We start from the raw sequence: 23,336 nt of genomic DNA, 5'->3' as shown, positions 1-23,336 counted from the left end.
ATTTTATGGTAGTTTATCAAAATTTTGCTGTTAAAACTCAAAAAACAACAAATTTTAAAGGGTGTTAATAAAATTTTTAAAAACAAACTATAGTATTCAAAAATTATTTTTACCAAATTTCAAAAAGGAAATATAATGAAAAATTTTGCCCTTATCGTAGTTGTAGCTACATTTTTAGTGGGTTGTGCTAACCAACCTAAAACCAACAATGCTAACGACCAAGTAAGCTACGGTACTTGTAAAGCCGGACAAAACTGCACACCTGTGATACAAAGTTGTGGCTGTCAAAGAGGCATGATGCAAAATCCCGCAATGCAAAAATAAATTTAAACCCTAAGCCCAAATTTCTTGGGCTATCCTTATTTCAACAACAAATTTCTTCTTAAATTTTTTATCGCTTAAATTGTAAATTAACATTAGCTCTACTATAATACATCTTAATTTTTAAAATCAAAAGGAAAAATAATGAAAAAATTTAAGTTTATCACTCTTTTAGCAAGTGCTATTTTTATGGCTGGTTGTTCTAGTTTTAACCAACACATAGATGTTCCAAAGGTCGAGACTTGCACTATTGATGACGATAAAAACAAAGCACCAAAATGCGAGATCAAAAGCATTCCTGTAGCAGGAATTTATAAAGCAACTCTTCCTTGTGCTAGCTGCGAAGCGATAGAAACTACTTTAAATTTAAATGCCGACGGCTCTTTTACTTGCAAAATGACATATAAGGGCAACCAAGACTACACCGACTTGCAATACGGCAAGTATGAAATCGCCGGAGATATCGTAACAACAACTGACGAGTATAAAGAAAAAATGAGTTATAAATTTGACGGAACAAATTTGCACCTTTTAGACTTTGACGGCAATGTTGCAAAGGGCGAATTTAAGGACTTATATACATTTAAAAAGAGCAATTAAGCATAAAAATTTGGCTTGATTTTCGTTATGTTTAAGGAGCTGTTATGAGAAATTTTATAGTATTTTTAACGGTCATGCTCTTTTTGGGCTGCGCCGACAATCCACCTCAAAAACCAACCCAACAAGAGCTACAAACCAAAGAGACAAAAACACAAGAAACAAATAAAAATCAAAAAAAAGAAATAAAGTCAAATCTCATTCTTTCAAAAGCGATATTTTCGACATATCACACCATACTTCCCTGCTCTAACTGCGAAGGGATAAAAACGATACTAACGCTAAACAAAGACAAAACTTACACAAAATCCATGCTAGAAATTTCAAAATCAGCCAATACTTACGAAGAAAAGGGGACATTTGACACCGAGGGCAAATTCTTGGTGTTAAAAAGCGAAAACGGCAAAACTTGCTACTTTGAGCCAAACAAAGAATCCCTCTTGCAATTAAACGATAACAAGCAAAAATTTGCTGGCGTCTTATCGCGAATTTACAGCTTTGAGCCTATAGATAAAGAGTATAAAAACGGCTTTTACGGTGAATTTTTTAAATTTAAGAACGAAAAAAGCTTTCAAAGCATAGTTATTAGCACCTATAAAAATGAAGCCAAGATTAACGTTTACTCATCTTTAAAGGCAAACGAACACACATGTTCGCTTAGCGGTGAACTAAACTACAACAAAGGTGTGTTTTACTTTAAAAATAACGATGTTAGACTTAGCTTGCATAGGATCAATGATGATATATTTATCCTAAACCATACTCCAAATGCCAAAATTTGCAAAAGCGGCTATATAGCAGGTAAATACAAAAACAAACAAGATACCAAACAAAAATTCGGTAAATTTTTTATCAGTGAGCTTACCGAAGATATGAACCATGCCGATATAGTTAGAATTTTTGGCACAAAAAATATCCACAAAGATACAAATACAAAAAATAACTCACACATAATTTATAACGAGAAAAAAGAGCCGCTGTTTAAATACACTCTCTTAAACGGTATCATAACTCAGATAGACGTGTTGTCTTCGCAGTTTAAAACACCTGAAGGGATAAATTTAAACTCAAATTTCGAGCAGATCAAAAGTAGTCTTAAAATAGAAAAATTTGCCGTAAGTAAAAACCAAATTTCGCTTAAAATACCATCTCGCGACATGGTTATAAAGCTAAAAAAACCACAAAATTTAAAGAAATTTATAAAACTTGAAGAGATACCAAACGATACTAAAATAGATCAAATTCTACTCATTTGGAACCAATAAATGAGGTATCTCACGCTTTTAAAGCAAGAAAGAAATTTCAGGCTTTTAAGCTTGGTGCAGCTTATATGTTATTTTGGAGTTTGGTTTTCGCATACGGGAATTTTTACTCTTCTTATCAGCCTTGACGCACCGATCTGGGCGATCACGCTAAGTGCCGCGATGGCTTATATCCCTGGAGTTGTTTTAGCGCCTTTTAGCGGTGTTTGGGTGGATAAATTTAGCGCAAAACCGATGCTTATCATCATCGCACTTATAGAAACCGTTACCGTTTTTATGCTGGTTTTTATAAATTCGCTTGATCTACTTTGGCTACTTTTGGTTTTGATTTTTATTAGAAACGGCACGGGCGGGATTTATTTTCAAGTAGAGATGAGCCTGTTTCCTAAAATTTTAAGCAAAGAAAACTTAAAGCTCGCAAACGAAATTCACTCCATAATCTGGGCAGTCGCCTATACTGCTGGCATGGGTATGGCTGGAGTTTATATACACTTTTTTGGCATCAAGAGCGCTTTTATACTTGATGGGGTTATTTATATTATTAGTTTTTACTTTCTTTTTGCACTCAAAATTCCAAATTTCAAACCAAAATTTGTAGAGCCGACATTTAAAATGCTACAAAGCGGGCTAATATACTTAAAACAAAATAAGCTCGTCATACACCTTATACTACTTCATAGCATAGTCGGAGTTACTGCCTACGACGCACTTGTAGCGCTTTTGGCGGACTATACATATGCAAACATCCTCTCTATCTCACTAGTCATCGGACTTATAAATGCATGTAGAGCAGTATCGCTTATGATTTCTCCGATAATACTTGGCAAATTTGCTAATAAAAAAACTCTACTGTATTTTTATATAGGACATGGGGTCGGGATAATCATCTGGGCGATCTTGCAAAGTAATTTTTATCTTGGGTTTCTAGGACTTTTGGCTGCCGGATTTTTCACGTCTACACTTTGGAGCTATACATATACTCTTTTACAACAAAACTGCGACGCTAAATTTTACGGAAGAGTGATAGCATATAACGACATGGTATATCTTGGCATAAGCGCGCTTGTCTCGGTTGCTATCGGGCTTTTATTTAGACTTGGAGTTGGCCTTGAGATCATAACGGCGCTTATGGGCATGGTGTTTTTTGCGGGGGCTTTTTACTATTACAAAATTTCAAAATTTTATGATATAAAATAACTCATATCATCTGATAATAAGGTGATCCGTGCACAAATTTCTTCTCATAAAGCGGTGTAAACGGCACAAGATCGGCATGTCCGGTATAAAGTCTACCGCCATCTTTTAAAAGTCTATGAAGTCTCTCAACACATTTTAATCTAAAATTATCATCGAAATATATCATCATGTTTCTTGAAAGTATCACATCAAATTTACCAAGTGAAAATATCGCATCGTCAAAGACATTCATGATCTTAAACTCACATTTAAAAGCAGGATCTTTTTTAAAGACAAATTTATCTCCGTCTTTTTTAAAAAATCTCTCTTTTTGATAATTATCAAGCCTGTGCAAGCTTCTGCTGCTATATGTTGCACTTATGCAGTCAGATATAGCCTGTGAGTTTATGTCGATACCAACCACACTTAATGCGCCTGCTCCAAGAGCGTATTCGTGTGCTAGCATAGCAAGAGAATAAACTTCATCTCCGCTTGAACAAGGAGCACATAGTATCCTAGCACTACCAAGCTCTTTGACGTAAGATATCACTTCTTTTAGTTGAGGAAGTTCACGGTAAAAATAAGTCTCATTTACAGTGATTAAATTTAAAATATCCTGCCTTAGCTCTTTGTTATATTTTATAGAATTTACTATCTCTTTAAATGTAGGGATTTGTCTATTTTTAGCAAAAGTCTTTAGCCTTTGAAGGACTATCTCGCGTTTTGACTCAAGATCGACCCCGCAAAGAGTTTTTAAGGTATTTAAAAATTCATTAAACCCATCCATGTCGCTTGGCGCCACAAAAGAGGTATCGTAGTTTGTATTTATTAAATTTTGCTCGCTATTTCTCTTAAAAAACATTTAAAAATTCCTCAAGCTCTTTTTTTATCATACTTAAATTTAAAGATTTTGTATTTGGATTTAGCTCTTTAGCACGTTTTGGCATACCGTAAACTATTGCACTATCTTCACTTTCGGCGATACACTTGGCTCCTGCCTTATAAAGGTTGTTAAGCCCTATAGCCCCATCATCACCGATACCCGTTAAGAGTATAGCCATGACATTTAAATTTTTACAAATCCCAACCGCCGAGTTAAAAAGTACATCAACATTTGGCGTGTATATCGTTTTTGCATCGGGGTTTGGCTTTGCGTTTAGCGGGATGTTTTCTCCGATCATGAAATTTTGATCGCAGACATAAACTTTGTTTTTAAGTATGGTTTTTTCATTCAAAAGCTCCACATCCAGCCCACACTCTCTGCCTACTTGCGTTACGAACGACTGGATAAACATCTTATTCATATGTTGTGCGATAACTATACTAGTATCTGTTATTTTAATGTCTTTTAAAAGCTTTTTGATATGACCGGGACCTCCTGTAGAGGCTCCGATCAAAACTAATTTTTGAGCCATAATTAGCCTTTTAGTTAAATTTAAAATGCCCGCCTATCAAGTTCTAAATTCAGATAGTTTCGCATTTAGCGTATCTGTCATTTTATTTAGGTGTTCTGCGGCACTTGCGATCTCTTCGACGCTTCTCGCATTTTCGGTTGATATGGCTGTTATACCATCGATATTTTTAACTATATCATCGATATTTTTACCGGTATTTATATAATCTTGTATCGTCTTATCAGACATTCCGATAGCACTACTCATAACATCACTCATAACATTGATAGTCTGCTCAACATTGCTAGCAACATTTGTAAGCTCTTGAATTTGATGTGAGTTTTTACTCATTTGCTCGCTAGAGTCCGAGATCGCTTGAACGATAACATTAATAGTAGCATTGATCTCTGTTAAGCTCTTTTGTGTGCGCTCTGCTAGTTGGCGAACCTCATCGGCAACGACAGCAAAACCGCGTCCGTGCTCACCTGCACGTGCAGCCTCGATGGCAGCGTTAAGGGCAAGTAGGTTTGTTTGATCGGCGATATCGTTGATCACCACCAGAACTGATTTTACCTGCTCGGCATCTTTGCTTAATTGGTTTATCTTAACAGCCATTTCGTTTTCTACATGCGCGGTATTTACGATATCAGATGATAAAGTAGCGATCGCTTTGTTTGCCTCGTCAACATACTTAAGAGCTTTTTGTAAGTCGTCTTTACCGTCTTGAGCTAGCTGTATAGAGCCTCTCATGTTAGTTTGTATAGAGTTACAGTCTTGACTTGTTCGTGTAACACAAAGACTTTTAGACCGGCGATCATCTCATCTTTTAAGACTTTAACTTGCTCGCCGCCTATACGATATGCGTTTTCTAGGTCAGCTATAGCCATAAACACCATATCTTCGCCCGCTACATTTAGTTTTTGACTCTTACCAAGACGTCTGATATTTCCATTCTCGCCTGCAAAAGTAAATTGCACAAACTCATCAGTATTAACAAGTTTTTCTATATATCTTAGTCCATTAACATCTGCAGCATGTATACGGCTTGTTCCGTTAAATTTCGGATTTCCCGGGTTTATGATAGCAATACCTTTTGTGTCATAGATAGAGATATAGTTTCTACCGCCCGCACCAAATCTAACTGCCCCTACATAGTCAAGTAGATCTTTTCTAAGAGTTTCCGTATCTAGCCCGTGTTCTTTATAGTTTTTTTCTATTTGTTTAACCATCGTAGCAGCGATAGCAAGTTCGCCCGCTAACTCAACTTGTTTACCACCGATGATAGAATTTATCAGGTCTTTTTCAACATGCTTAGCATTCATTTGATGTTCATAATAGCTTATGCTTACTAATGCAGCAAAAAGCAACAGTAGTGAAGATACGACCATAGCCGTGACTTTGGTTGAAATATTCATTTAACCTTCTCTTGTTATTTTTAAATTTGCAATTAATTTACAATTAAAAACGCGTGATTATATCAGAAAAAACAATTAATATCATTAAAAAAAATTTATAATTTAAATTATAAATAAAATTTTATTTTCTTAAAATAAATTCACTTATTATTTGTAACTTTATAAAGAAATCCAAAGATCTCAGCAACCGCTTTATATAGTTTTGGTGGGATTTCTTGATTAACTTCGACTTTGCTTAAAATTTCTATAAGATCTGGGTCTTCTTTTATGGGTATCTCATGCTTTTTTGCGACAGATATTATCTTATCCGCCATATAGTCACTTCCTGAAGCCAAAACCTTAGGCGCATTATCTTTTTTTCTGTTATATCCTAGAGCAACTGCTCTTTTTTTAGTAATTTTCATCATGCCTTCTTGTCATACCCAACCTCAAGCCCGCCAAAATCCTTAAATTTCTGCTTGATTTGTTTTTTATCTAGCACTCGTAAATTAAAATTTGAAATTATGAGCCCTACTTCAGATATGGCTTGTTTTAGTTCCACTGAATTCTCAAGTATGACACTTTTAAATTCGGCACTTTGAGTGGCGATAGAGATATCTATATAGCGCTTATCGATAAGTCCCACCATGATATTTATCTGTCCAAATTTTTTAAAATTTAGGTCGATTTGCGCGTAATACTTATCCTTTTTACCACGCTTAAACGCAACATTTGCGCCATCCACGCCGTCCCAAACATATGGCATATATGTTTGTATACCGCCTCCTATACTAGAAACCATTTGATGCATTTCGATTTGAGAGAGCATTTTGTTTACGGCTTGGTTGATTTGTTGATTTTGAGTTTTATCTTGTATGGACAAAAGCGTGCTTTTTACATCACTGCTTAGCGTTTTGGCTATCTCTTGTGCATTTTTTGGCTCAATTTTAGATATATCGTTTGAGGCTAAATTTAGTTGTTTTATGAGGGATTTTACCTCGTTTAAATTTGCTTTTGCGCTACTTGCCTCACGGTCTGCTATATTTATGGTTTGAGCAAGTCGCCTAGCCGCACTAGTTAGTTTATCTTGTAGTGTTGCTTCTTCAAGAGATGATGTTATGTTGTTAAAAAACTTGATCACTCCCGCCTCATCGCCTATGCTATTTAACGCCTTTAAAGTATTTTTTATATCTTCAAGGGCACTCTTAAGTGACTTAAAATTTGAATCAAAGGCTGAGTTTTGGCTAAGTTTTTCATTAGCAAGAGTTAAACCTTTAGACGTTAAAACATCGACAAATTCATTTATCTTAGCAGCTTGCGACCTTATCTTATCGCCGCTTAAGTCCTCTTTACTCTCTTTGTTTAAAAATTTGGCAATATTATCAAGCTTGCTAACGTCGCTTAATAAATTTTTAAATAAAGAGTTGTTTAAAACCGCAGCGGCATCATTTTTAGATGCTTGAAGCATTTGGTTTAGTTTGATAAAAGAGCCGTGGTTGTCTAAATTTTCATCCGCAGCAAGACTTAATATATTAGCAAGTAGCTCTTTGTTTGAGAGGTTTTTAATGTCATTAAGCAAATTTAGCATAGAGCTTGGCAGTTTTTGACCATTTAATGCCTCTTTTAAATTTGCTTCAAGCATTATGCCTGAATTTTTTATCTGCTCGTTAAAACTACCTGTCTTTATGTCGGCGATCGGCTTTAGAAATTCTTTTAGTTTTAAGGCAAATCCTTTTAGCGCCCTATCGTTTTCATCCTGCGTCTCAAGCATTTTCACCAACGACTGCAGATCTTTTGATAAATTTGGAGAAATTTGAGTATCTTTTGCCTGCTGTAAAATTTGCTCCGCCTTTGTTGTGCTTCCGGTTGATTTTAACTCCTCAAGGACGCGCCCTACAAGCTTATCTAGGTTATCAAGTGCTTCTTGTGATCTTTGATTAGTTACATTTTGCTGGGTTGGCTGGTTTTTAAACAAGCCCTCTTGTTGTGCCAACCTTCCTGGTTGATTTGAGGCGATATTACCTGCATTTTGGGTATTTACTTGAGTGCTTAAAGAATTTAAAATTTCCATTATCAGCTTTTACTTGAATTTAGTGCCGACATCTCACCCATGTTATGCATAGGATGCTCTTCATATGGCTTTCTAAGATGCATGGGAACGGTTTTTTGTGTCATAGCAAATGCGATTAGTACTGTAAGCAGTAAGATATAAACATATATAAAGCCCATCGCCCCAAAAAATTTCATACTAGCGCCCATCAAAAGCGGCGAGATAAGAGAGCCCGTGCAATAACTAAAAAGCAATGCCCGACCAACTTCTATGCTATGAGTTCTATCAACTAGCATATCGTTTGCTCTAGCCAAAGATAAGCCGTAAAGACAGAAAAATCCGCTCCCTAAAAAAAACGATAAGATGTATTGAGTTAGACTACTTCCTGTGGTAACCAAAAACAAAACAGCAGATATCAAAGAAATGATAGCACACCCCATTATCGCGGGTCGTCTGCCAAATTTATCACTCAATGAGCCTATGCTAATTTGCGCGAAAAACCCGCCAACCATCGCCGTAGTCATAAAAATAGATACCTCTTTTGCGCCCTGCCCTTGTAGCATAACAAATAAGCTAGCCATCGAGAAAAAGCCGTTTATCAAAACACCTGCTATTACACTACCGACAAGGGCAAGTGGAACTATGCTAAAAATTTTGGGTATGCTTACGCTCTCTTTTTTGGGAATTGTTGGCTCTTTTATGCGTATTAAATTTAAAGGTATGCTTGAAAGCATGATAAACGCGGCGCTGATGATAAAAATTTCAAATGTATCCAACTTAAAAAGAAGTATCAAAATTCCCGCACTAAAGCTAAAATAAAATACGCCCTCGTAAAACGCTATAACGCGCGATCTTATGAAAGTTGCGGTTTTTGCATTAAGCCAGCTTTCTATCACCATCAAAAGTCCGTAGTAGCAAAATCCCAAAAGTGCGCGCAATAACGCCCAAAAATATAAATTTTGACTAAATCCATGAAACATCGCAGCCACGCCAAAAACCGCCGAAAATATCGCAAATGACCTGATGTGTCCGACCTTTGAAACGATACGATGAGCTCCTATCGTGCTAATTAGAGCGCCGATAAAAAAGCAGGTATTTATAGCGCCGATCTCAAGCTCACCAACACCCATCTCCTTAAGCTTCACACCGCATGAACTAATAACAAGACCATTACCAACAAAGAGTAAGCTCATACCAAAAAAAAGCGGCAACATCGAACGGATCATGCGGATACTACTTGACATTTTTACTAACTACTCCAAATAAAAACGCCCCGATAGGCATAGGCGCAAGACCGATTAAAATACCTGCGATGTCAAGCATCTCTTTTCTTTTAAGCACTAAAAATCCCAAAATCAAAACCGCATAAGCAAGTAAACGATAAGGCACAAATGCGGCTGTTAAATTTAGATCTTTTAGTTTGATCTTTTGCTTTTTAAGCCTTTCTTTTTCATTTTTTAGACTAAATTCTTTAACATCTTCGCCCTGCTTATATTGGCTATCTTGCTCGCCCCACTCCTCTTCCTCTTCATCATCAAGCTCTTTTTGCATGGCTAAAATTTCATCTTTATCGTCTCTCATGCGAGCGTTTACTCGTCTTTGATAGCTTTTAAACGTGGCAAAAAGTATAAGTAGCGACGAAAAAAATGCAACCTGAGAGCTAAGTATGAAATTTAGCGATACAAACGAGCCTAAAACAAGCAAAATAAGCCAAAAAACAAGATAAAGCAAGGCAAGAGTTTTAATCACTCATCATCCTCTTTTGCGTCTTTGTATCCTTTGTATCTGTTTTCGTCCTTTAGTTCGTCAAGACTTTTTATCTGAGCCTTGTAAGCTTTATGGACGTTTAGTGCAGCAGCAGCGACACCAAAAGCAAGACCAACAAATATCATGGCGTTCCAGCCAGTTAAGCTTTTTAGCCAAAAGCCAAGCCCTACGCCGATAGCTACGGCTACGACCATGGATATACCAAGACTTAACTTCTCGGCTCCGTTTACAACTTCGTTTATTTTGATTTTAGCCATTTTTTATCTCGTTAAATGCCTCTTTTGCAGCGTTTACCGCAAATTCTATATCGCTTTCATTCATAGGCTCGCATATAAATCCCGTCTCAAACTGACTAGGAGCTAGATAAACTCCGCGCTTTAGCATAGCTGCATGAAATTTAGCAAACATTTTTGTATCGCTTTTTAATGCATCTTCGTAATTTCTAACAGGTTTGCTAGTAAAAAAGTATCCAAACATAGAGCCCCTAACATCGGTTTGGATGTCTATACCGACACTTTTTGCTGCGTCTTTAAAACCGTCCGTTAATTTTCTTGCTAAATTTTCAAGCTTAGCGTATAAATTTTTATTTGAGTTTATCTTGCTAAGAGCTGCTATACCCGCGCTCATAGCGACAGGATTACCGCTTAATGTCCCTGCCTGATAAACCGCACCATCAGGACTTAAGCAGTTCATTATCTGCGCTTTTCCGCCAAACGCCGCAACATTAAGCCCTCCTCCTATAACCTTGCCAAATGTCACAAGATCAGCCTTTACTCCATGAAAAGGCAAAGAGCCAAATTCCGAAGCCCTAAAACCGCTCATAACCTCATCAAGTATCAACACTGCGCCAAATTTATCGCACAACTCCCTAAGAGCTGCTAAAAACTCCTTTTGCGCAGGGACAAGTCCCATATTTCCCGCGATAGGCTCGATTATCACGGCTCCGATTTGCGCATCTGAATTAAAAATTTTCTCAACGCTTGATATGTCGTTGTATATTGCTAAATGCGTATTTTTTACCGTATCTTGCGGAACTCCGCCGCTTGAAGCATTACCGTAAGTAGTAGCGCCGCTTCCTGCTTTAATAAGCAAAGCATCAGAATGTCCGTGGTAACAACCTTCAAATTTGATAAGTCCATCTTTATTTGTATATCCTCTAGCAACTCTTATGGCACTCATTGTAGCTTCCGTGCCCGAAGATACGAAGCGAATTTTTTCTATATTTTCAAATTTATCGCAAACCATTTTTGCCAAAACTGTTTCATTTAATGTCGGCGCACCAAAGCTTAAGCCCTTTTTGGCTGAATTTATAACGGCATCTTCTATATCTTTATCGCAATGTCCAAATATTAGCGGTCCCCAGCTTTGAATAAAGTCAAGATATTTTCTGCCCTCGATATCATAAATATACGCACCTTCGCCATGGTCTATTATCAGCGGTTCACCGCCAACACTACCAAATGCACGAACAGGCGAATTTACGCCTCCCGGGATAAATTCTTTAGCTTGTTTAAAGGCCTCTTTATTTGTCATTTTTTCTTTCCTTTTGATTTAGTTTTTTTACTTTCTTCTTTTAAATTTGTGATGTATTCATATAGTATCAAACTCTCTTCTTCGGTCAAAAAGTAGCTTGGCATCATGCCTTTTGGCTCTTCTAAAGCCCGCTCAAATACCTCATAGCTTACATTATTTATCGCAGGAGCTCTTAGCTCTGCATCAACAAACTTTTCGCTATCTTTACTCTTTTGTTTAAATTTTGATATCACGCTACCTTGGGCGTTAGCTCCGTGACACTTATCGCAACCTATGCCGCGAGGGTTTGAGTATAGCATTTTTGCGTATTCTTTTTTAGTTATAAAGTCGGCTCCATATACCGAAAATAAAATCAAAAAAAATAAAAAAAATGCTCTCATCTACCTTCCGTTTTTTAAATTTTAATAAATTTTTGGATATGATACAATCTTTGTGATTAAAATAGCATTTAAGCGAGGTAAAAATGACCATTTTAGACGGAAAAGCCGTTAGTGCAAAAGTAAAACAGGAAGTTGCCATAGAAGCTAGCAAACTAAAAGCAGCAGGCGTTGAGCCGGCTCTTGCAGTGATATTAGTCGGAGAAGATAAGGCTAGTCAAACTTACGTAGCGTCAAAAGAAAAGGCTTGTATAGCTGCAGGTATCGGCTCTATAATGCACAGACTTCTGCAAAGCACAAGTCAAAGTGAGCTTTTAGCACTTATAAATGTTTTAAATTTAGACGATAGCGTTGATGGGATTTTAGTCCAACTTCCCCTTCCAAAACACATAGATACAAATAGCGTCCTTGAAGCGATCCGCCCTGAAAAAGATGTAGACGGTTTTCATGCCATAAATGTCGGAAAACTCGTTAGCGGACTTGATGGTTTTGCGCCGTGCACTCCATTTGGTATCATGAGAATATTAAAAGAGTACAACATAGATGTAGCTGGACTAAACGCCGTTGTTATCGGACGAAGCAATATAGTCGGCAAACCTATGGCAAATTTACTTTTAAACGCGTCTGCTACAGTTACAGTAACTCACAGCAAGACTAAAAATTTAAAAGAAATTTGTGCTGGTGCAGACCTTATCGTGGCGGCCATCGGAAAGCCTTATTTTGTAACCGCGGACATGGTTAAAGAGGGGGCGATAGTCGTTGATGTGGGTATAAACCGCCTTGATGACGGAAGACTTGTTGGGGATGTGGACTTTGACGGGGTTGCTTCAAAATGTAGTTTTATCACGCCGGTTCCTGGAGGCGTTGGACCAATGACAATAGCTATGCTTTTAAACAACACTATAATCTCAGCTAAAAATCGCGCAAAAAAATTAGGATTAAATTTTTAAAGAAAGAAGATAATGAAGAAATTTTTAGGTAAATTATACGATTTTTCAAGTAGCTGGACAGGTACTGTTATAATCGTATTATTAGTTATATTTTTTGTAGCACAGGCGTTTGTTATACCGTCTGGATCTATGAAAAATACACTTTTAATAGGCGATCATTTATTTGTTAAAAAATTTAGCTACGGGATTCCTACGCCTAGAATTCCTTGGCTTGAAGTAAAAGTCATGCCTGAGCTAAACAGCAACGGACATCTAATCACAGCCGATGGCCCAAAACGTGGTGATATCGTTGTTTTCCGCTATCCTTACGATGATAAAATTCACTATGTTAAAAGAAATTTTGCGATCGGCGAAGACGAAGTCGTCTTTAGTGAAAAACAAACTTTTTTGCGACCGCATGAAGGCGATGAGTATATAAGAGCAAATTACGATCAAAACGACATAGTAGAGCTTGATGGCAAACTCTTTGTTAAAGAACCTTATAAATTTAGCGGTGTTCACTATGATGAAAACGTAAATATGTTTGAGCAAATGATTTATTACCTAAATGCAGGCAAACTAGCCATGAAACCGCTAAGAGTAAGCTCTCTAGCACCAAATGACAAATACGGCTTTAACGCATTTTACTTTAAAGTGCCAAAAGATGAGTATTTTATGATGGGAGATAACCGCGATCACTCAAATGATAGTAGATTTTGGGGAAGCGTAAGATATGAGCATATAGTTGGTAAGCCTTGGTTTATTTACTTTAGCTGGGATAGCGACTATCGCATAAGATGGGAGCGCATAGGAAGATTTGTCGATACGGTACAAAACGACGATAAATTTATAAATTTTGCACTAAAAGAGAATGAAGTAGATGGACTTCACTAATATAAACATAGTTGAAATTTTAACCATAGTAATCTGCCTAGTCATAGCCATTGTAGGTCATGAGATAGCCCATGGCCTAGCGGCTTATAAATTTGGCGATATGGCCGCTAAAAATCAAAATCGCCTAAGTATAAACCCTATCCGTCACATTGATATGTTTGGCACGATAATCATCCCTGCGGCACTTTATCTAACAAGCGGTTTTGTACTAGGATGGGCTAAACCAGTCCCCGTTAATCTTACCACCGTTATGAGAAACGGTGGCCATAAAGGCGCTATCATAGTTGCTCTTGCTGGCATAGCATACAACTTTATCCTAGCGGCATTTGCATTTTTTGTGCTAAAATTTTTAAATTTTGGATTTGCGGAAGCTAAATTTATCTACACTTTTCTTGTTATAAATTTATTCTTAGGGCTTTTTAATCTCTATCCGATCCCGCCACTTGACGGATCAAAGGCATTAGAATACGCTTTAAGATCTTTTAGACTTAGCAGCATGGCAAATTTGATAACAAGCCTTGAAAAATACGGCTTTATTATACTTGTTGTGATATTAATATCACCGTTTAAAGAGCAGTTTTTTGCACCTATAACTTATATTTTTAAGCTACTTCATTCCATGCTTTGAGATTGAATTTTAGTTTAATGCTATTTGCGATATAATCTTGAAATTTTAAATCAAACGGAATACTCATGCAAATAGACAAAATTTTTATCGCTAGTGATCATGCAGGTTTTGGACTAAAAAAAGAGCTTAAAAACTCACTTTCAAACATCGGTTACGAGATCATCGACCTTGGTGCAGACGACGCTACTACAAGTGTTGATTATCCTGACTTTTCTCACAAAATGGCAAAAAATTTAGATGATAACTGCTATGGAATTTTAATATGCGGAACAGGTATCGGCATATCAATCGCAGCAAATCGCCACGCAAACATACGTTGCGCACTTTGCCATGATGAATTTACTGCTCGCCTAGCAAGACAGCATAACGACGCAAACGTCATCGCAATGGGAGCTAGAACTATAGGCACAGGAGTTGCACTAGATATGATAAAAGTCTTTCTAAACACCGAATTTGAAGGCGGAAGACACGAAAGAAGAGTTAAAAAGATAGAACCGCAAAAGGAAAATTCATGATAACCGAGTGGATATTTCTTACCTGCTTGATATGTGCGTGTATATATTTAGCAGTTATGGTTTTTTACTTTAAAACCTTGCTAAAAAAAGAGCGCGTCACAAAAGATTTTATGAAAAACAACCTCCAGGACACAGAGATCGTTATACGAAAACTACAAATCCAACTTCAACGAAGCCTTGGAAATATCGACATACTAACAGACGAACTAAACAAAAGCAAAAACGATGTAACTTCACTTAGAACGAGAAATTCGCAATACCGCTTAGAAAACGACAAACTTCGCGGCAGAATTCGTGAGCTTGAAGGCAAGATCGAAGCATTGCTATAAATATCATAAATTTTTAAGGATCAAGATGAAAGAACTAAATTTAGAACAAAAAGAGTATTTACTAAACTCCATCCGCCAAGTGCATGACTTTCCAAAGCCCGGTATCGTGTTTCGCGATATAACCACGCTTTTAAACGACAAAGAAGCATTTAACTTTTTAATAGACCACCTGGTTGCAAGATACGGCGAGATGGAGATTGATTTTATCGCAGGGATAGAGTCGAGAGGGTTTATATTTGGCGCGGCGCTTGCAGCAAGACTAAGGCTGCCTTTTGTTCCGATACGAAAACCTAAAAAACTGCCCTATATCACGATCTCTCAAAAATACTCACTTGAATACGGCGTTGATGAAGTGCAAATTCACATCGATGCCTTTAGAGAAAAACAAAATGCAAAAGTTCTTTTAATAGACGATCTAATAGCCACCGGAGGCACTGCAAAAGCCTCTGTAGAGCTTATAAATCAAACAAATGCAACCTGCATTGAAGCCTGTTTTTTAATAGATCTAAAAGAGCTTGGCGGGAGTAACAATCTAAAAAATTTAACCAAAATTTACAGCGTATTGGAGTTGTGAGATGGAAGAGACATTAAAAAATTTAATGTTAAACTACCATCAATACGCTTATGTTATATTGTTTTTTTGGTGCATTATGGAAGGGGAACTAGCTCTTATTTTAGGTGGTATACTAGCACACGAAGGTCATGTGGATGTGGCTTTGGCTATATTTGTAGCAGGTATAGGAGCTTTTGTCGGGGATCAAATTTACTTTTATCTAGGCAGGTACAATAAAAAATACATAGCTAAAAAATTAGTCGCTCAGCGGAGGAAATTTGCCATAGCGCATATCATGCTTAAAAAATACGGCTGGCCTATTATCTTTATCCAACGCTACATGTATGGATTTCGTGTAATAATCCCGATGAGTATCGGACTAACTAGATATAGCGCTAAAAAATACGCATTTATAAATTTAATAAGTGGCTGGTGCTGGGCTGCGATCACGATACTTTTAGCTTGGGTGTTTGGACAAGCCATTTGGGATACGATAAACATCATCGAAGCGCACTGGTATGTTGCCATACCGCTTATAGGTGCATTTTTGGCTGCTTTGTTTTTTGGTTTTAGAAGCATAGAAAATAAAATTTTAAAAGAAAGGAAAAACAGAAGAGATGAAATTTCAAATAACCGATAAAAACATCGGTAGCGTAAAAGCTGACTGTGAGTTGGTTTTTATAATAGATAAAAATTTTGAAAATAAATTTATAAAAGATAAAGAAGCTTTTGAATTTTTTGGATTTGACGGAGAGGGAGCGCAACTTGTTCAATCTTCAAATACAATTTACGTAGGCATACCAAAACTCGAAGCAGACGAACTAAGACTTGGTGCGTCAAAAGCTTATGGCGCGATTAAAAATTTAAAGATAAAAAGTCTAAAAGTAGCAAGCTATCACGTAGGTTGCGATAGATTAAGTATACAAAGTATAGTAGAAGGTTTTTTGCTTGGAAGTTATGAGTTTAATAAATACAAAAGTAAAAATCAACCGGTTTCATTAGAAGAAGTGATAATCTCAACCCAAGAGCTAAATGACGTAAAAATCGACCTTGACAAAGCCAAAAAAGGGGTAAAACAAGGTGAAATAATAGCAAGTGCAACAAATTTCAGCAAAGATATCGTAAACGAAATTCCTGAAATTTACACTCCTTTAAAAATGGCAAAAGATGCCAAGGATCTTGCAAAAGAGCTAAAAAACGTAACTTGCGAAGTATACGATGAGAAATTTTTAGAAAAAGAGAAGATGAATGCCTTTTTAGCGGTAAATCGCGCCTCGGCAAATCCTCCTCGCCTAATACATCTTACTTACAAACCAAAAGACGCTAAAAAACGCATAGTATTTGTAGGCAAAGGGCTTACTTACGATAGTGGCGGACTTAGCTTAAAACCGGCTGACTATATGCTAACAATGAAGTCGGATAAGAGCGGAGCTGCTGCTGCTATGGGTATCATAAAAGGAGCGAGCGAGCTAAATTTGCCTTTTGAAATTCATGCGATACTTGGTGCTACGGAAAATATGATAGGCGGTAACGCTTACAAGCCGGACGACGTGCTTATCTCACGCTCTGGCGTGACTATCGAAGTGCGCAACACCGATGCCGAGGGTCGTTTGGTTTTAGCCGACTGTCTAAGTTTTGCACAAGACTTAAAGCCTGATTTGCTTATAGATATGGCTACTTTAACAGGTGCTTGCGTAGTAGGACTTGGCGAATACACTAGTGCAATAATGGGCAACAACGAGGAGCTAAAGCACGAATTTAAGACAAAAAGTAAAGCAAGCGGTGAGTTAACCACGGTGCTAGAATTTAACCCACATCTAAGAGAACTTGTAAAAAGCCAGATAGCAGATATAAGCAACACGGCTTCAAGTAGATACGGCGGAGCTATAACGGCAGGCATTTTCTTAGATAAATTTATCAAAGATGAGTATAAAGATATCTGGATGCACCAAGATATCGCAGGTCCCGCATATACCGAAAAAGCCTGGGGCTATAACCAATCAGGCGCTACTGGTGCCGGAGTAAGAATGAATTTATACTATCTAAACGCCATGGCAAAGGAGCTGTAATGGGATTAAGCGTAGGTATTGTAGGACTTCCAAATGTTGGTAAATCAACCACTTTTAATGCACTAACAAAAGCACAAAATGCCCAAAGCGCCAACTATCCGTTTTGCACTATAGAGCCAAACAAAGCCGTAGTGGCTGTGCCTGATAAAAGGCTAAACGAGCTTGCAAAGATAGTAAATCCAAATCGCATACAATACTCAACTATCGAATTTGTTGATATCGCGGGTCTTGTTAAAGGTGCAAGCACCGGCGAAGGGCTAGGAAACAAATTTCTATCAAACATCAGAGAGACCGAGGTTATACTGCATATTGTGCGTTGCTTTGATGATGAAAATATCACGCACGTTGAAGGCGGAGTTGATCCTATAAGAGATATAGAGATCATTCAAACCGAGCTGATACTAGCCGACATAGAACAACTAAATAAAAAATGCGAACGCCTAACTCGTGAAGCCAAAGCAAATGCAAAAGGTGCTAAAGAAACTCTTGCTCTAGCAAATGAACTTCTAAACCATCTAAACGAAGGCAAAAGTGCTAGTAGCTTTGAAAAACGAGAAGATGAGGCTTTTATAAATTTAAATAAAGAACTAAGACTACTTAGTGCCAAAGAGGTGATTTATGGCGCAAATGTCAATGAAGACGGTATCGCAGAAGATAACCAATACGTAAAAGAACTAAAAGATTTTGCCAAGAGCTCTGATCACGAGGTTATCAAACTATGCGCAAAGATAGAAGAAGAGCTTGTGGGTATGGATGATGATGAGGCGCATGAGTTTTTGGCTTCGCTTGGAGCACAAGAAAGCGGTCTTGAAAAGATAATCCGCACAAGCTTTGCCAAGCTAAATTTGATCAGCTACTTTACTGCCGGAGTGGTTGAAGTTCGAGCCTGGACGATCACAAACGGCTGGAAAGCCCCAAAAGCCGCAAGCGTCATACATAACGACTTTGAAAGAGGGTTCATTAGAGCCGAGGTTATAAGCTATGACGACTTCATATCGTGTGGCGGTGAAAACGGAGCCAAAGAAGCCGGTAAAATGCGCCTTGAAGGTAAGGACTATGTCGTTACTGACGGAGATGTTATGCATTTTAGATTTAACGTATAAGCTTGTTAAATCCCGATCACAAATTCTCAAATTTAAAACACGGCACAAAAACGGCGAGAAATTCCTCGCCGATAATTGTTTTTTACTCTTAAATTTAACGACTCATGGTTGTTTTAATACCCTTTTAAAAAGAGATAATTGCTAACAAGTTGCCTAAAATAGGCTAAAAACACGCAAGCGTCGGTATTCCAATGATTATTTTATTCGATAAATTTTTACCTATTTTTACCACAATTTACCGCATAAAGTAAATCGCTTTGGCACAAATTTGGCACAAATTCTACGCCCAACCAATATCTCCACCATAGTTTCCAAAGTCCCCATTCACACCATTTGTTCCACCGTTAGTAGGATCTTGTCATTACACACTCTCCGCTCTATTCCTCCAACCATTAGCGTATATTTTTAACTTTGGATTTTTGGTTATTAACCTGTTATAATGTGTTAGCTCTAGAGTATCATACTTTTTATCAAACTCTTTTACATCACAGCTATTTATGTCCATTAGTGTCTGCTCGCCAAATTTTCCATCAGCGGTTACCCCTAAAACCATTTGAGCTGCTGCAATGGCTAATTTCATTCCGGCATTTACACCAAAAATAAATATCTCATTTGCTATAAGTTGTGAGTTTATCTCATCGCCTCTCATTTTATTCCAGTAATTATCTTTATAAAATTTAGCTGTCATAGATTGAAGCACTGGGTCTTTGTATAAAATCTTTGAAACTGCTTTTATGTCATACCCTGTTACTTTTAGAGTGTCTTTTATGGTGTAAGCTGTGTAGCCTTGTAAGTCATTACCTTCAAGCAGTTTGCGCTCAGTGCCAGTCTCACGTGAAGTAGCGCGTAGCTTGTTAAGGCTCGCACCATTTGCGAAAAATACCGCTTTGTTTGTGTCGATTTTCTCTCTATCAAGCAACGTGCTAAACTCAAGCGTTTTTGCTAGATCTGGTGTTTGGATGTAGCCATCAAGTGTCTGAACACCAGAGGTATTGAATAAGCCGTTTATCAAACGATATCCTATTATAATAGAATTAAAGAAAAACAATCCAAAAGATCATGCAAGAGTTACTTACATAAGCCTATATGAACAAGTCAAAAAATACAAAGAAGGGTTAAAACAAATTTTAACCGAACCAAATAAAAATGACATCAGACATGAGGACATCAAAGCAATATGTATCGTATCTGAATTTACTAGTACTGATGGATCACTTAAGATTAGTATAGATAATAATGAATTTAAAAAATTAAGAGATGATAATACCTATGTCTATACATATGCTCAATTGTTAGAAAATGCAAAAAATATGTATAAAGAATTTATAGATATTGTCAAAAGAAGAAAAATAATTCCTAGTTTATCTTAAGTTGAATACTATGTAAAATATAACACTAATTGGTATTTAAAATGAGAGTAAAAAGATTGGATATTTTAACCACTATCATTCTAAACGCAAGATTCTCTCGTTCTTAATGCACGGATACAGATAGCGTAACTTTGATCAAAGATCTTAAGGTAAAAGGTGCCGGTGCAACACTTAAAAGAGGTACTCTTGTAAAAAATATCAAACCTACAAACAAAGACACAGAGATCGAGGGCAAGATCGATAAAATGGGCGTTATAGTGCTTAAAACAGAATTTCTAAAGAAAGCATAACAACAAATGCCTACTTAAATTTGTAGTAGGCGCCCTACTTTATCTTTATAAAATTCCTCGTAAAGTCAAACCTAAAAGTCAGTAAATTTTGAAGTATACCAAATAGCACCATAAATGTTATAAAACTACTGCCGCCGTAACTAAAAAATGGCAATGGAACGCCGACTACAGGGGCGTAGCCGATAGTCATCGAGATATTAACCCCTACATATATAAATATCAAAACCGCGATCCCCGTCGTCACCACTTGTGTAAAATAATCTTTTTTAAGCATGTAGTTTAAGCTCAAAAGATGAAAGATCAAAAGTCCATAAGCCCCAAGAAGTCCGAGTGCACCGTAAAACCCAAAACGCTCGATATTATAAGCAAATATAAAATCACTAGTCGCAATGGGTAAAAATTTAAAATGCGTCTGAGTGGCTTCATCTTTTGGTTTGCCTTTTAAGCCACCGCTTCCGATCGCGATTATACTTTGTTGAACGTGATAGCTGGGCTTTTCCGATAAAAAGTCGGTTATGCGCTTTTTTTGATAATCATGTAAATTTTCATAAAGTATCGGAGCGCTAACACCTATTATCACGGCTATGCTTATCCAAATTTTCTTATCCACACCGATAACAAAAAGCACTGCGTAACCAACTAGTAAAAGCACAAGAGCCGTGCCAAGATCGGGCTCTTTCATTATCAAAACAAAGGGCAAAATTATATAAAAACTAAGTCTAAAAAACTCTTTTAAATTATAGCCGTTTTCACCCGGCGGTCGTTTTTTTATAAGATATGCAAGCATTAATAAAAATGCCGGTTTCATTATTTCCGAAGGTTGTATAGTAAAGTGCACGAAAGGGATTTCAAGCCATCTTCTTGCACCAAGCTTACTTACGCCAAATATATCAACCGAAAGCAAAAGCAAGATATTTACCCAGTAAAGTGCCGGTATAAGCCACTCAAGCCTTCTAATTGGTAGTAAGAAAAAAAACATAAAAGCCAAGCCGCCGACGCCAAAATAAACAAGCTGTTTATTTGCTAAAACGGCATTTGCCTCAGATACTAAAACATATGAAAGCACGATAATCGGAAGTATAAACAAAGGCTGCAAAAAGTCAAAATGTGTTAAAATACGCCTATCAAAAACTATCAATTACGCTAACCTTGTTTTTGGTTTAATCATAACACGAAAAGGTAAAATTTTGGTTGAAGTCATAATAACTTGTGCCGACAGACTTGACGTAAGCGTTGCAAATGAGCTTAAAATTTCACGCAACCAAGCTTCAAAACTTATTAAAGACGCCCTTGTAAAGGTAAATTCTAAAACTATATTAAAACCATCTTTTTTGACATCTTTACAAGATAAAATTTCTATAAATTTCGGCGAAGCAAAAGAGATTAAAAACGAATTTGAGGTAAATTTTGACATACCTATCATTTACGAAGACGAGGATTTATTGGTCTTAAACAAACCCCCACACATAGTGGTTCACGGTGCGCCAAGTGTTAAAGAAGCCACTCTTGTTGAGTGGTTAAACGACAAAGGATATATGCTTTCAAATTTAAACGGCGATGTTAGAGCAGGCATAGTTCACAGACTAGACAAAGGCACTAGCGGGGCTATCGTCGTAGCTAAAAATAACACCGCACACGCCGCATTAAGCGAGCAGTTAAATGACAAAAGCATGGGAAGAATTTACTTGGCGCTTACAGACTTGCCGCTTAAACAAAACTGCATCATCGATAGAGCTATTGGGCGCAATAGCTCCAACCGCCTAAAAAAAGCTGTCGTTAGCGACGGCAAAAGCGCAAAAAGCGCATTTTTAAATTTAGTCTCAAATGACGGCTTAAATTTGATCGCCGCAAAGCTTTTTACGGGCAGAACTCACCAAATTCGTGTTCATTTAGCAAGTATTAATCGCCATATTTTAGGAGATGATTTATACGGTTTTAAGAGCGAAAAGAGTAAAATAAATAGAGTTATGCTTCACGCGTATATGCTTTACTTCATCCACCCGCGAACCGGCGAGATGGTCGAATTTATCGCGCCGTTGTATGATGATTTTAAAAATTTACTAGATAAAAAAATATCCAAGGAGTTACTTGATGAAAAAATTTGTCCTAAGTTTATTAATGCCTCTTTTGGCGATACTTCTAGCTGGTTGTGCATCTAAAATTCCGACACAACAAAGCGCCTCTTTGCCGACCATTACAAATTTAAAAACGATCTCGGATATGACCGAAATCGGTTTTGAGTGGACGCCAACAAACGACGAAAATGTCGCCGGCTACTACTTATATCGCTCAAATCCAAACACACCTAATGCAAGTATGCAAATCGTAGCCGACATAAAAGATCGCTTTGCAACTCACTACGTAGATACAGACTTAGCACCTGAAACCACATACTCATATCAAATGAGAAGCTACTCGCAAAATGCGATTTCACCGGCTGGTGCTACAGTAAATGCAACGACTAAAGCCCTGCTTGAGTCAGTTCCGTTTCTACAAGCAATAGCAGGACTACCAAATCGCGTAAAAATCATCTGGAGACCACATCCTGATCTTCGCGTAGTAAGCTATGTCGTAGAAAGGAGCAATGCTTCAGAAAACAAATGGAGAAGCGTTGCAACCGTTAAAGGTCGCCTAAATGCCGAGTATATCGACACTGATGTTAAAAGTGGAAGATCTTATGAGTATAGAATTCTAGTAAAAACAAGCTCCGGGGTAACATCAAAACCAAGCGCGGTCGTAAAAGCAACTACAAAGGAGTTGCCCTAGCCCAGTTATAAATTTACAA

At 37.3% G+C, this 23,336-nt stretch carries 28 protein-coding genes and 2 pseudogenes; 17 read left to right on the top strand and 13 right to left on the bottom strand.

Annotation, left to right across the window (positions count from 1 at the left end; translation table 11 throughout):
* Positions 1–135 precede the first annotated feature (135 nt).
* The 4 genes from CCAL5182_RS01375 (at position 136) to CCAL5182_RS01360 (ending at position 3,377) form a co-directional block, all read left to right on the top strand.
* Complete coding sequence (locus tag CCAL5182_RS01375; RefSeq protein ID WP_169972127.1) at positions 136–324, top strand: hypothetical protein; 189 nt, start codon at positions 136–138, stop codon at positions 322–324.
* A gap of 141 nt (positions 325–465) precedes the next feature.
* A complete protein-coding gene (locus CCAL5182_RS01370; RefSeq protein ID WP_336610065.1) occupies positions 466–921 on the top strand; it encodes a copper resistance protein NlpE in 456 nt (151 codons plus the stop codon).
* Positions 922–965: 44 nt separating this feature from the next.
* Positions 966–2,183, top strand: a complete 1,218-nt coding sequence (locus tag CCAL5182_RS01365; RefSeq protein WP_336610064.1) for a copper resistance protein NlpE — start codon at positions 966–968, stop codon at positions 2,181–2,183.
* Positions 2,184–3,377, top strand: a complete 1,194-nt coding sequence (locus CCAL5182_RS01360; RefSeq protein WP_336610063.1) for an MFS transporter — start codon at positions 2,184–2,186, stop codon at positions 3,375–3,377. It abuts the gene before it with no gap.
* A gap of 1 nt (position 3,378) precedes the next feature.
* On the opposite strand, the gene CCAL5182_RS01355 is transcribed toward CCAL5182_RS01360, so the two are convergent.
* From CCAL5182_RS01355 to CCAL5182_RS01305, 11 genes and pseudogenes are all read right to left on the bottom strand, one after another.
* The gene (locus CCAL5182_RS01355; protein ID WP_169936364.1) at positions 3,379–4,218 is read right to left on the bottom strand and encodes a CheR family methyltransferase; all 840 of its coding nucleotides are present in this window, start codon (positions 4,216–4,218) and stop codon (positions 3,379–3,381) included.
* Entirely contained in the window at positions 4,208–4,771 is a 564-nt protein-coding gene (locus CCAL5182_RS01350) for a CheB methylesterase domain-containing protein (protein WP_169972124.1), read from the bottom strand. Before CCAL5182_RS01350 ends, CCAL5182_RS01355 begins: the two co-directional genes overlap by 11 nt.
* 36 nt (positions 4,772–4,807) lie before the next feature.
* Positions 4,808–5,311: pseudogene (locus tag CCAL5182_RS01345) on the bottom strand (methyl-accepting chemotaxis protein); the annotation flags it as partial.
* Positions 5,312–5,496: 185 nt separating this feature from the next.
* Positions 5,497–6,165 carry a cache domain-containing protein gene (locus CCAL5182_RS01340; RefSeq protein WP_336610061.1) on the bottom strand — a complete coding sequence of 223 codons (669 nt, stop codon included), beginning with the start codon at positions 6,163–6,165 and terminating at the stop codon, positions 5,497–5,499.
* Positions 6,166–6,305: 140 nt separating this feature from the next.
* On the bottom strand, positions 6,306–6,572 hold the full coding sequence (locus CCAL5182_RS01335; RefSeq protein ID WP_249317970.1) for an EscU/YscU/HrcU family type III secretion system export apparatus switch protein: 267 nt from the start codon (positions 6,570–6,572) through the stop codon (positions 6,306–6,308).
* Positions 6,569–8,215, bottom strand: coding sequence for a hypothetical protein (locus tag CCAL5182_RS01330; protein WP_336610060.1), 1,647 nt, complete (start codon positions 8,213–8,215; stop codon positions 6,569–6,571). The genes CCAL5182_RS01335 and CCAL5182_RS01330 overlap by 4 nt, the downstream gene beginning before the upstream one ends.
* 2 nt (positions 8,216–8,217) lie before the next feature.
* A complete protein-coding gene (locus CCAL5182_RS01325) occupies positions 8,218–9,438 on the bottom strand; it encodes an MFS transporter (protein ID WP_169972120.1) in 1,221 nt (406 codons plus the stop codon).
* Entirely contained in the window at positions 9,428–9,943 is a 516-nt protein-coding gene (locus CCAL5182_RS01320) for a hypothetical protein (protein ID WP_169936351.1), read from the bottom strand. Before CCAL5182_RS01320 ends, CCAL5182_RS01325 begins: the two co-directional genes overlap by 11 nt.
* Positions 9,940–10,218 carry an AtpZ/AtpI family protein gene (locus CCAL5182_RS01315; RefSeq protein WP_169936349.1) on the bottom strand — a complete coding sequence of 93 codons (279 nt, stop codon included), beginning with the start codon at positions 10,216–10,218 and terminating at the stop codon, positions 9,940–9,942. Before CCAL5182_RS01315 ends, CCAL5182_RS01320 begins: the two co-directional genes overlap by 4 nt.
* Positions 10,211–11,494, bottom strand: coding sequence for a glutamate-1-semialdehyde 2,1-aminomutase (gene hemL, locus CCAL5182_RS01310; protein WP_336610059.1), 1,284 nt, complete (start codon positions 11,492–11,494; stop codon positions 10,211–10,213). Before hemL ends, CCAL5182_RS01315 begins: the two co-directional genes overlap by 8 nt.
* A complete protein-coding gene (locus CCAL5182_RS01305; RefSeq protein ID WP_169936345.1) occupies positions 11,491–11,874 on the bottom strand; it encodes a c-type cytochrome in 384 nt (127 codons plus the stop codon). Before CCAL5182_RS01305 ends, hemL begins: the two co-directional genes overlap by 4 nt.
* Positions 11,875–11,957: 83 nt before the next feature.
* Between CCAL5182_RS01305 and folD the strand changes: the two genes are divergently transcribed.
* From folD to ychF, 9 genes are all read left to right on the top strand, one after another.
* Entirely contained in the window at positions 11,958–12,821 is an 864-nt protein-coding gene (gene folD / locus CCAL5182_RS01300) for a bifunctional methylenetetrahydrofolate dehydrogenase/methenyltetrahydrofolate cyclohydrolase FolD (RefSeq protein WP_169936343.1), read from the top strand.
* 12 nt (positions 12,822–12,833) lie between these two features.
* Entirely contained in the window at positions 12,834–13,694 is an 861-nt protein-coding gene (lepB, locus tag CCAL5182_RS01295) for a signal peptidase I (RefSeq protein WP_336610058.1), read from the top strand.
* Entirely contained in the window at positions 13,681–14,322 is a 642-nt protein-coding gene (locus CCAL5182_RS01290) for a site-2 protease family protein (RefSeq protein WP_336610057.1), read from the top strand. The genes lepB and CCAL5182_RS01290 overlap by 14 nt, the downstream gene beginning before the upstream one ends.
* Positions 14,323–14,387: 65 nt before the next feature.
* Positions 14,388–14,837, top strand: a complete 450-nt coding sequence (gene rpiB / locus CCAL5182_RS01285) for a ribose 5-phosphate isomerase B (RefSeq protein ID WP_169936335.1) — start codon at positions 14,388–14,390, stop codon at positions 14,835–14,837.
* Positions 14,834–15,166 carry a hypothetical protein gene (locus CCAL5182_RS01280; protein WP_169936333.1) on the top strand — a complete coding sequence of 111 codons (333 nt, stop codon included), beginning with the start codon at positions 14,834–14,836 and terminating at the stop codon, positions 15,164–15,166. Before rpiB ends, CCAL5182_RS01280 begins: the two co-directional genes overlap by 4 nt.
* A 25-nt stretch (positions 15,167–15,191) precedes the next feature.
* Positions 15,192–15,740: an adenine phosphoribosyltransferase gene (locus CCAL5182_RS01275; RefSeq protein WP_169936331.1), complete on the top strand. Its 549-nt coding sequence runs from the start codon at positions 15,192–15,194 to the stop codon at positions 15,738–15,740.
* A gap of 1 nt (position 15,741) precedes the next feature.
* Entirely contained in the window at positions 15,742–16,359 is a 618-nt protein-coding gene (locus CCAL5182_RS01270) for a DedA family protein (protein WP_169972116.1), read from the top strand.
* Positions 16,337–17,788, top strand: coding sequence for a leucyl aminopeptidase (locus CCAL5182_RS01265; protein ID WP_336610056.1), 1,452 nt, complete (start codon positions 16,337–16,339; stop codon positions 17,786–17,788). Before CCAL5182_RS01270 ends, CCAL5182_RS01265 begins: the two co-directional genes overlap by 23 nt.
* Positions 17,788–18,891: a redox-regulated ATPase YchF gene (gene ychF, locus CCAL5182_RS01260; RefSeq protein ID WP_336610055.1), complete on the top strand. Its 1,104-nt coding sequence runs from the start codon at positions 17,788–17,790 to the stop codon at positions 18,889–18,891. The genes CCAL5182_RS01265 and ychF overlap by 1 nt, the downstream gene beginning before the upstream one ends.
* 361 nt (positions 18,892–19,252) lie before the next feature.
* On the opposite strand, the gene CCAL5182_RS01255 is transcribed toward ychF, so the two are convergent.
* The gene (locus tag CCAL5182_RS01255) at positions 19,253–19,903 is read right to left on the bottom strand and encodes a putative peptidoglycan-binding domain-containing protein (protein WP_336610054.1); all 651 of its coding nucleotides are present in this window, start codon (positions 19,901–19,903) and stop codon (positions 19,253–19,255) included.
* On the opposite strand from CCAL5182_RS01255, the gene CCAL5182_RS01250 reads away from it, so the two are divergent.
* Both CCAL5182_RS01250 and CCAL5182_RS01245 read left to right on the top strand, forming a co-directional pair.
* The gene (locus CCAL5182_RS01250) at positions 19,884–20,261 is read left to right on the top strand and encodes a hypothetical protein (protein WP_336610053.1); all 378 of its coding nucleotides are present in this window, start codon (positions 19,884–19,886) and stop codon (positions 20,259–20,261) included. The genes CCAL5182_RS01255 and CCAL5182_RS01250 overlap by 20 nt on opposite strands.
* A 119-nt stretch (positions 20,262–20,380) precedes the next feature.
* Positions 20,381–20,551 (top strand): annotated as a pseudogene (locus CCAL5182_RS01245) (PhnA domain-containing protein); the annotation flags it as partial.
* Between the two features lie 34 nt (positions 20,552–20,585).
* Here CCAL5182_RS01245 and CCAL5182_RS01240 read toward each other — a convergent pair.
* Entirely contained in the window at positions 20,586–21,689 is a 1,104-nt protein-coding gene (locus tag CCAL5182_RS01240) for an FtsW/RodA/SpoVE family cell cycle protein (protein WP_169972043.1), read from the bottom strand.
* A 49-nt stretch (positions 21,690–21,738) separates the two neighbouring features.
* Between CCAL5182_RS01240 and CCAL5182_RS01235 the strand changes: the two genes are divergently transcribed.
* On the top strand, positions 21,739–22,710 hold the full coding sequence (locus CCAL5182_RS01235; RefSeq protein WP_336610052.1) for an RluA family pseudouridine synthase: 972 nt from the start codon (positions 21,739–21,741) through the stop codon (positions 22,708–22,710).
* Positions 22,643–23,317: a fibronectin type III domain-containing protein gene (locus CCAL5182_RS01230; RefSeq protein WP_336610051.1), complete on the top strand. Its 675-nt coding sequence runs from the start codon at positions 22,643–22,645 to the stop codon at positions 23,315–23,317. Before CCAL5182_RS01235 ends, CCAL5182_RS01230 begins: the two co-directional genes overlap by 68 nt.
* The last annotated feature ends 19 nt before the right edge of the window (positions 23,318–23,336 follow it).

This window comes from Campylobacter sp. 7477a, from assembly GCF_014892335.1.
In the GTDB taxonomy this organism is placed as follows: domain Bacteria; phylum Campylobacterota; class Campylobacteria; order Campylobacterales; family Campylobacteraceae; genus Campylobacter_A; species Campylobacter_A californiensis.
Note: the sequence above shows the minus strand (reverse complement) of the source record. Positions and strands in the feature narration are given on the sequence as shown.

Excerpts from the sequence above, each read along its gene's own strand:
- CCAL5182_RS01335 (WP_249317970.1), bottom strand. The coding sequence starts at position 6,572 with ATGATGAAAATTACTAAAAAAAGAGCAGTTGCTCTAGGATATAACAGA.
- CCAL5182_RS01290 (WP_336610057.1), top strand. The coding sequence starts at position 13,681 with ATGGACTTCACTAATATAAACATAGTTGAAATTTTAACCATAGTAATC.
- CCAL5182_RS01230 (WP_336610051.1), top strand. The coding sequence starts at position 22,643 with ATGAAAAAATTTGTCCTAAGTTTATTAATGCCTCTTTTGGCGATACTT.
- ychF (WP_336610055.1), top strand. The coding sequence starts at position 17,788 with ATGGGATTAAGCGTAGGTATTGTAGGACTTCCAAATGTTGGTAAATCA.
- CCAL5182_RS01355 (WP_169936364.1), bottom strand. The coding sequence starts at position 4,218 with ATGTTTTTTAAGAGAAATAGCGAGCAAAATTTAATAAATACAAACTAC.
- hemL (WP_336610059.1), bottom strand. The coding sequence starts at position 11,494 with ATGACAAATAAAGAGGCCTTTAAACAAGCTAAAGAATTTATCCCGGGA.
- CCAL5182_RS01340 (WP_336610061.1), bottom strand. The coding sequence starts at position 6,165 with ATGAATATTTCAACCAAAGTCACGGCTATGGTCGTATCTTCACTACTG.
- lepB (WP_336610058.1), top strand. The coding sequence starts at position 12,834 with ATGAAGAAATTTTTAGGTAAATTATACGATTTTTCAAGTAGCTGGACA.
- rpiB (WP_169936335.1), top strand. The coding sequence starts at position 14,388 with ATGCAAATAGACAAAATTTTTATCGCTAGTGATCATGCAGGTTTTGGA.
- CCAL5182_RS01275 (WP_169936331.1), top strand. The coding sequence starts at position 15,192 with ATGAAAGAACTAAATTTAGAACAAAAAGAGTATTTACTAAACTCCATC.
- CCAL5182_RS01315 (WP_169936349.1), bottom strand. The coding sequence starts at position 10,218 with ATGGCTAAAATCAAAATAAACGAAGTTGTAAACGGAGCCGAGAAGTTA.
- CCAL5182_RS01330 (WP_336610060.1), bottom strand. The coding sequence starts at position 8,215 with ATGGAAATTTTAAATTCTTTAAGCACTCAAGTAAATACCCAAAATGCA.
- CCAL5182_RS01365 (WP_336610064.1), top strand. The coding sequence starts at position 966 with ATGAGAAATTTTATAGTATTTTTAACGGTCATGCTCTTTTTGGGCTGC.
- folD (WP_169936343.1), top strand. The coding sequence starts at position 11,958 with ATGACCATTTTAGACGGAAAAGCCGTTAGTGCAAAAGTAAAACAGGAA.
- CCAL5182_RS01350 (WP_169972124.1), bottom strand. The coding sequence starts at position 4,771 with ATGGCTCAAAAATTAGTTTTGATCGGAGCCTCTACAGGAGGTCCCGGT.
- CCAL5182_RS01375 (WP_169972127.1), top strand. The coding sequence starts at position 136 with ATGAAAAATTTTGCCCTTATCGTAGTTGTAGCTACATTTTTAGTGGGT.
- CCAL5182_RS01270 (WP_169972116.1), top strand. The coding sequence starts at position 15,742 with ATGGAAGAGACATTAAAAAATTTAATGTTAAACTACCATCAATACGCT.
- CCAL5182_RS01265 (WP_336610056.1), top strand. The coding sequence starts at position 16,337 with ATGAAATTTCAAATAACCGATAAAAACATCGGTAGCGTAAAAGCTGAC.
- CCAL5182_RS01360 (WP_336610063.1), top strand. The coding sequence starts at position 2,184 with ATGAGGTATCTCACGCTTTTAAAGCAAGAAAGAAATTTCAGGCTTTTA.
- CCAL5182_RS01280 (WP_169936333.1), top strand. The coding sequence starts at position 14,834 with ATGATAACCGAGTGGATATTTCTTACCTGCTTGATATGTGCGTGTATA.
- CCAL5182_RS01305 (WP_169936345.1), bottom strand. The coding sequence starts at position 11,874 with ATGAGAGCATTTTTTTTATTTTTTTTGATTTTATTTTCGGTATATGGA.
- CCAL5182_RS01370 (WP_336610065.1), top strand. The coding sequence starts at position 466 with ATGAAAAAATTTAAGTTTATCACTCTTTTAGCAAGTGCTATTTTTATG.
- CCAL5182_RS01325 (WP_169972120.1), bottom strand. The coding sequence starts at position 9,438 with ATGTCAAGTAGTATCCGCATGATCCGTTCGATGTTGCCGCTTTTTTTT.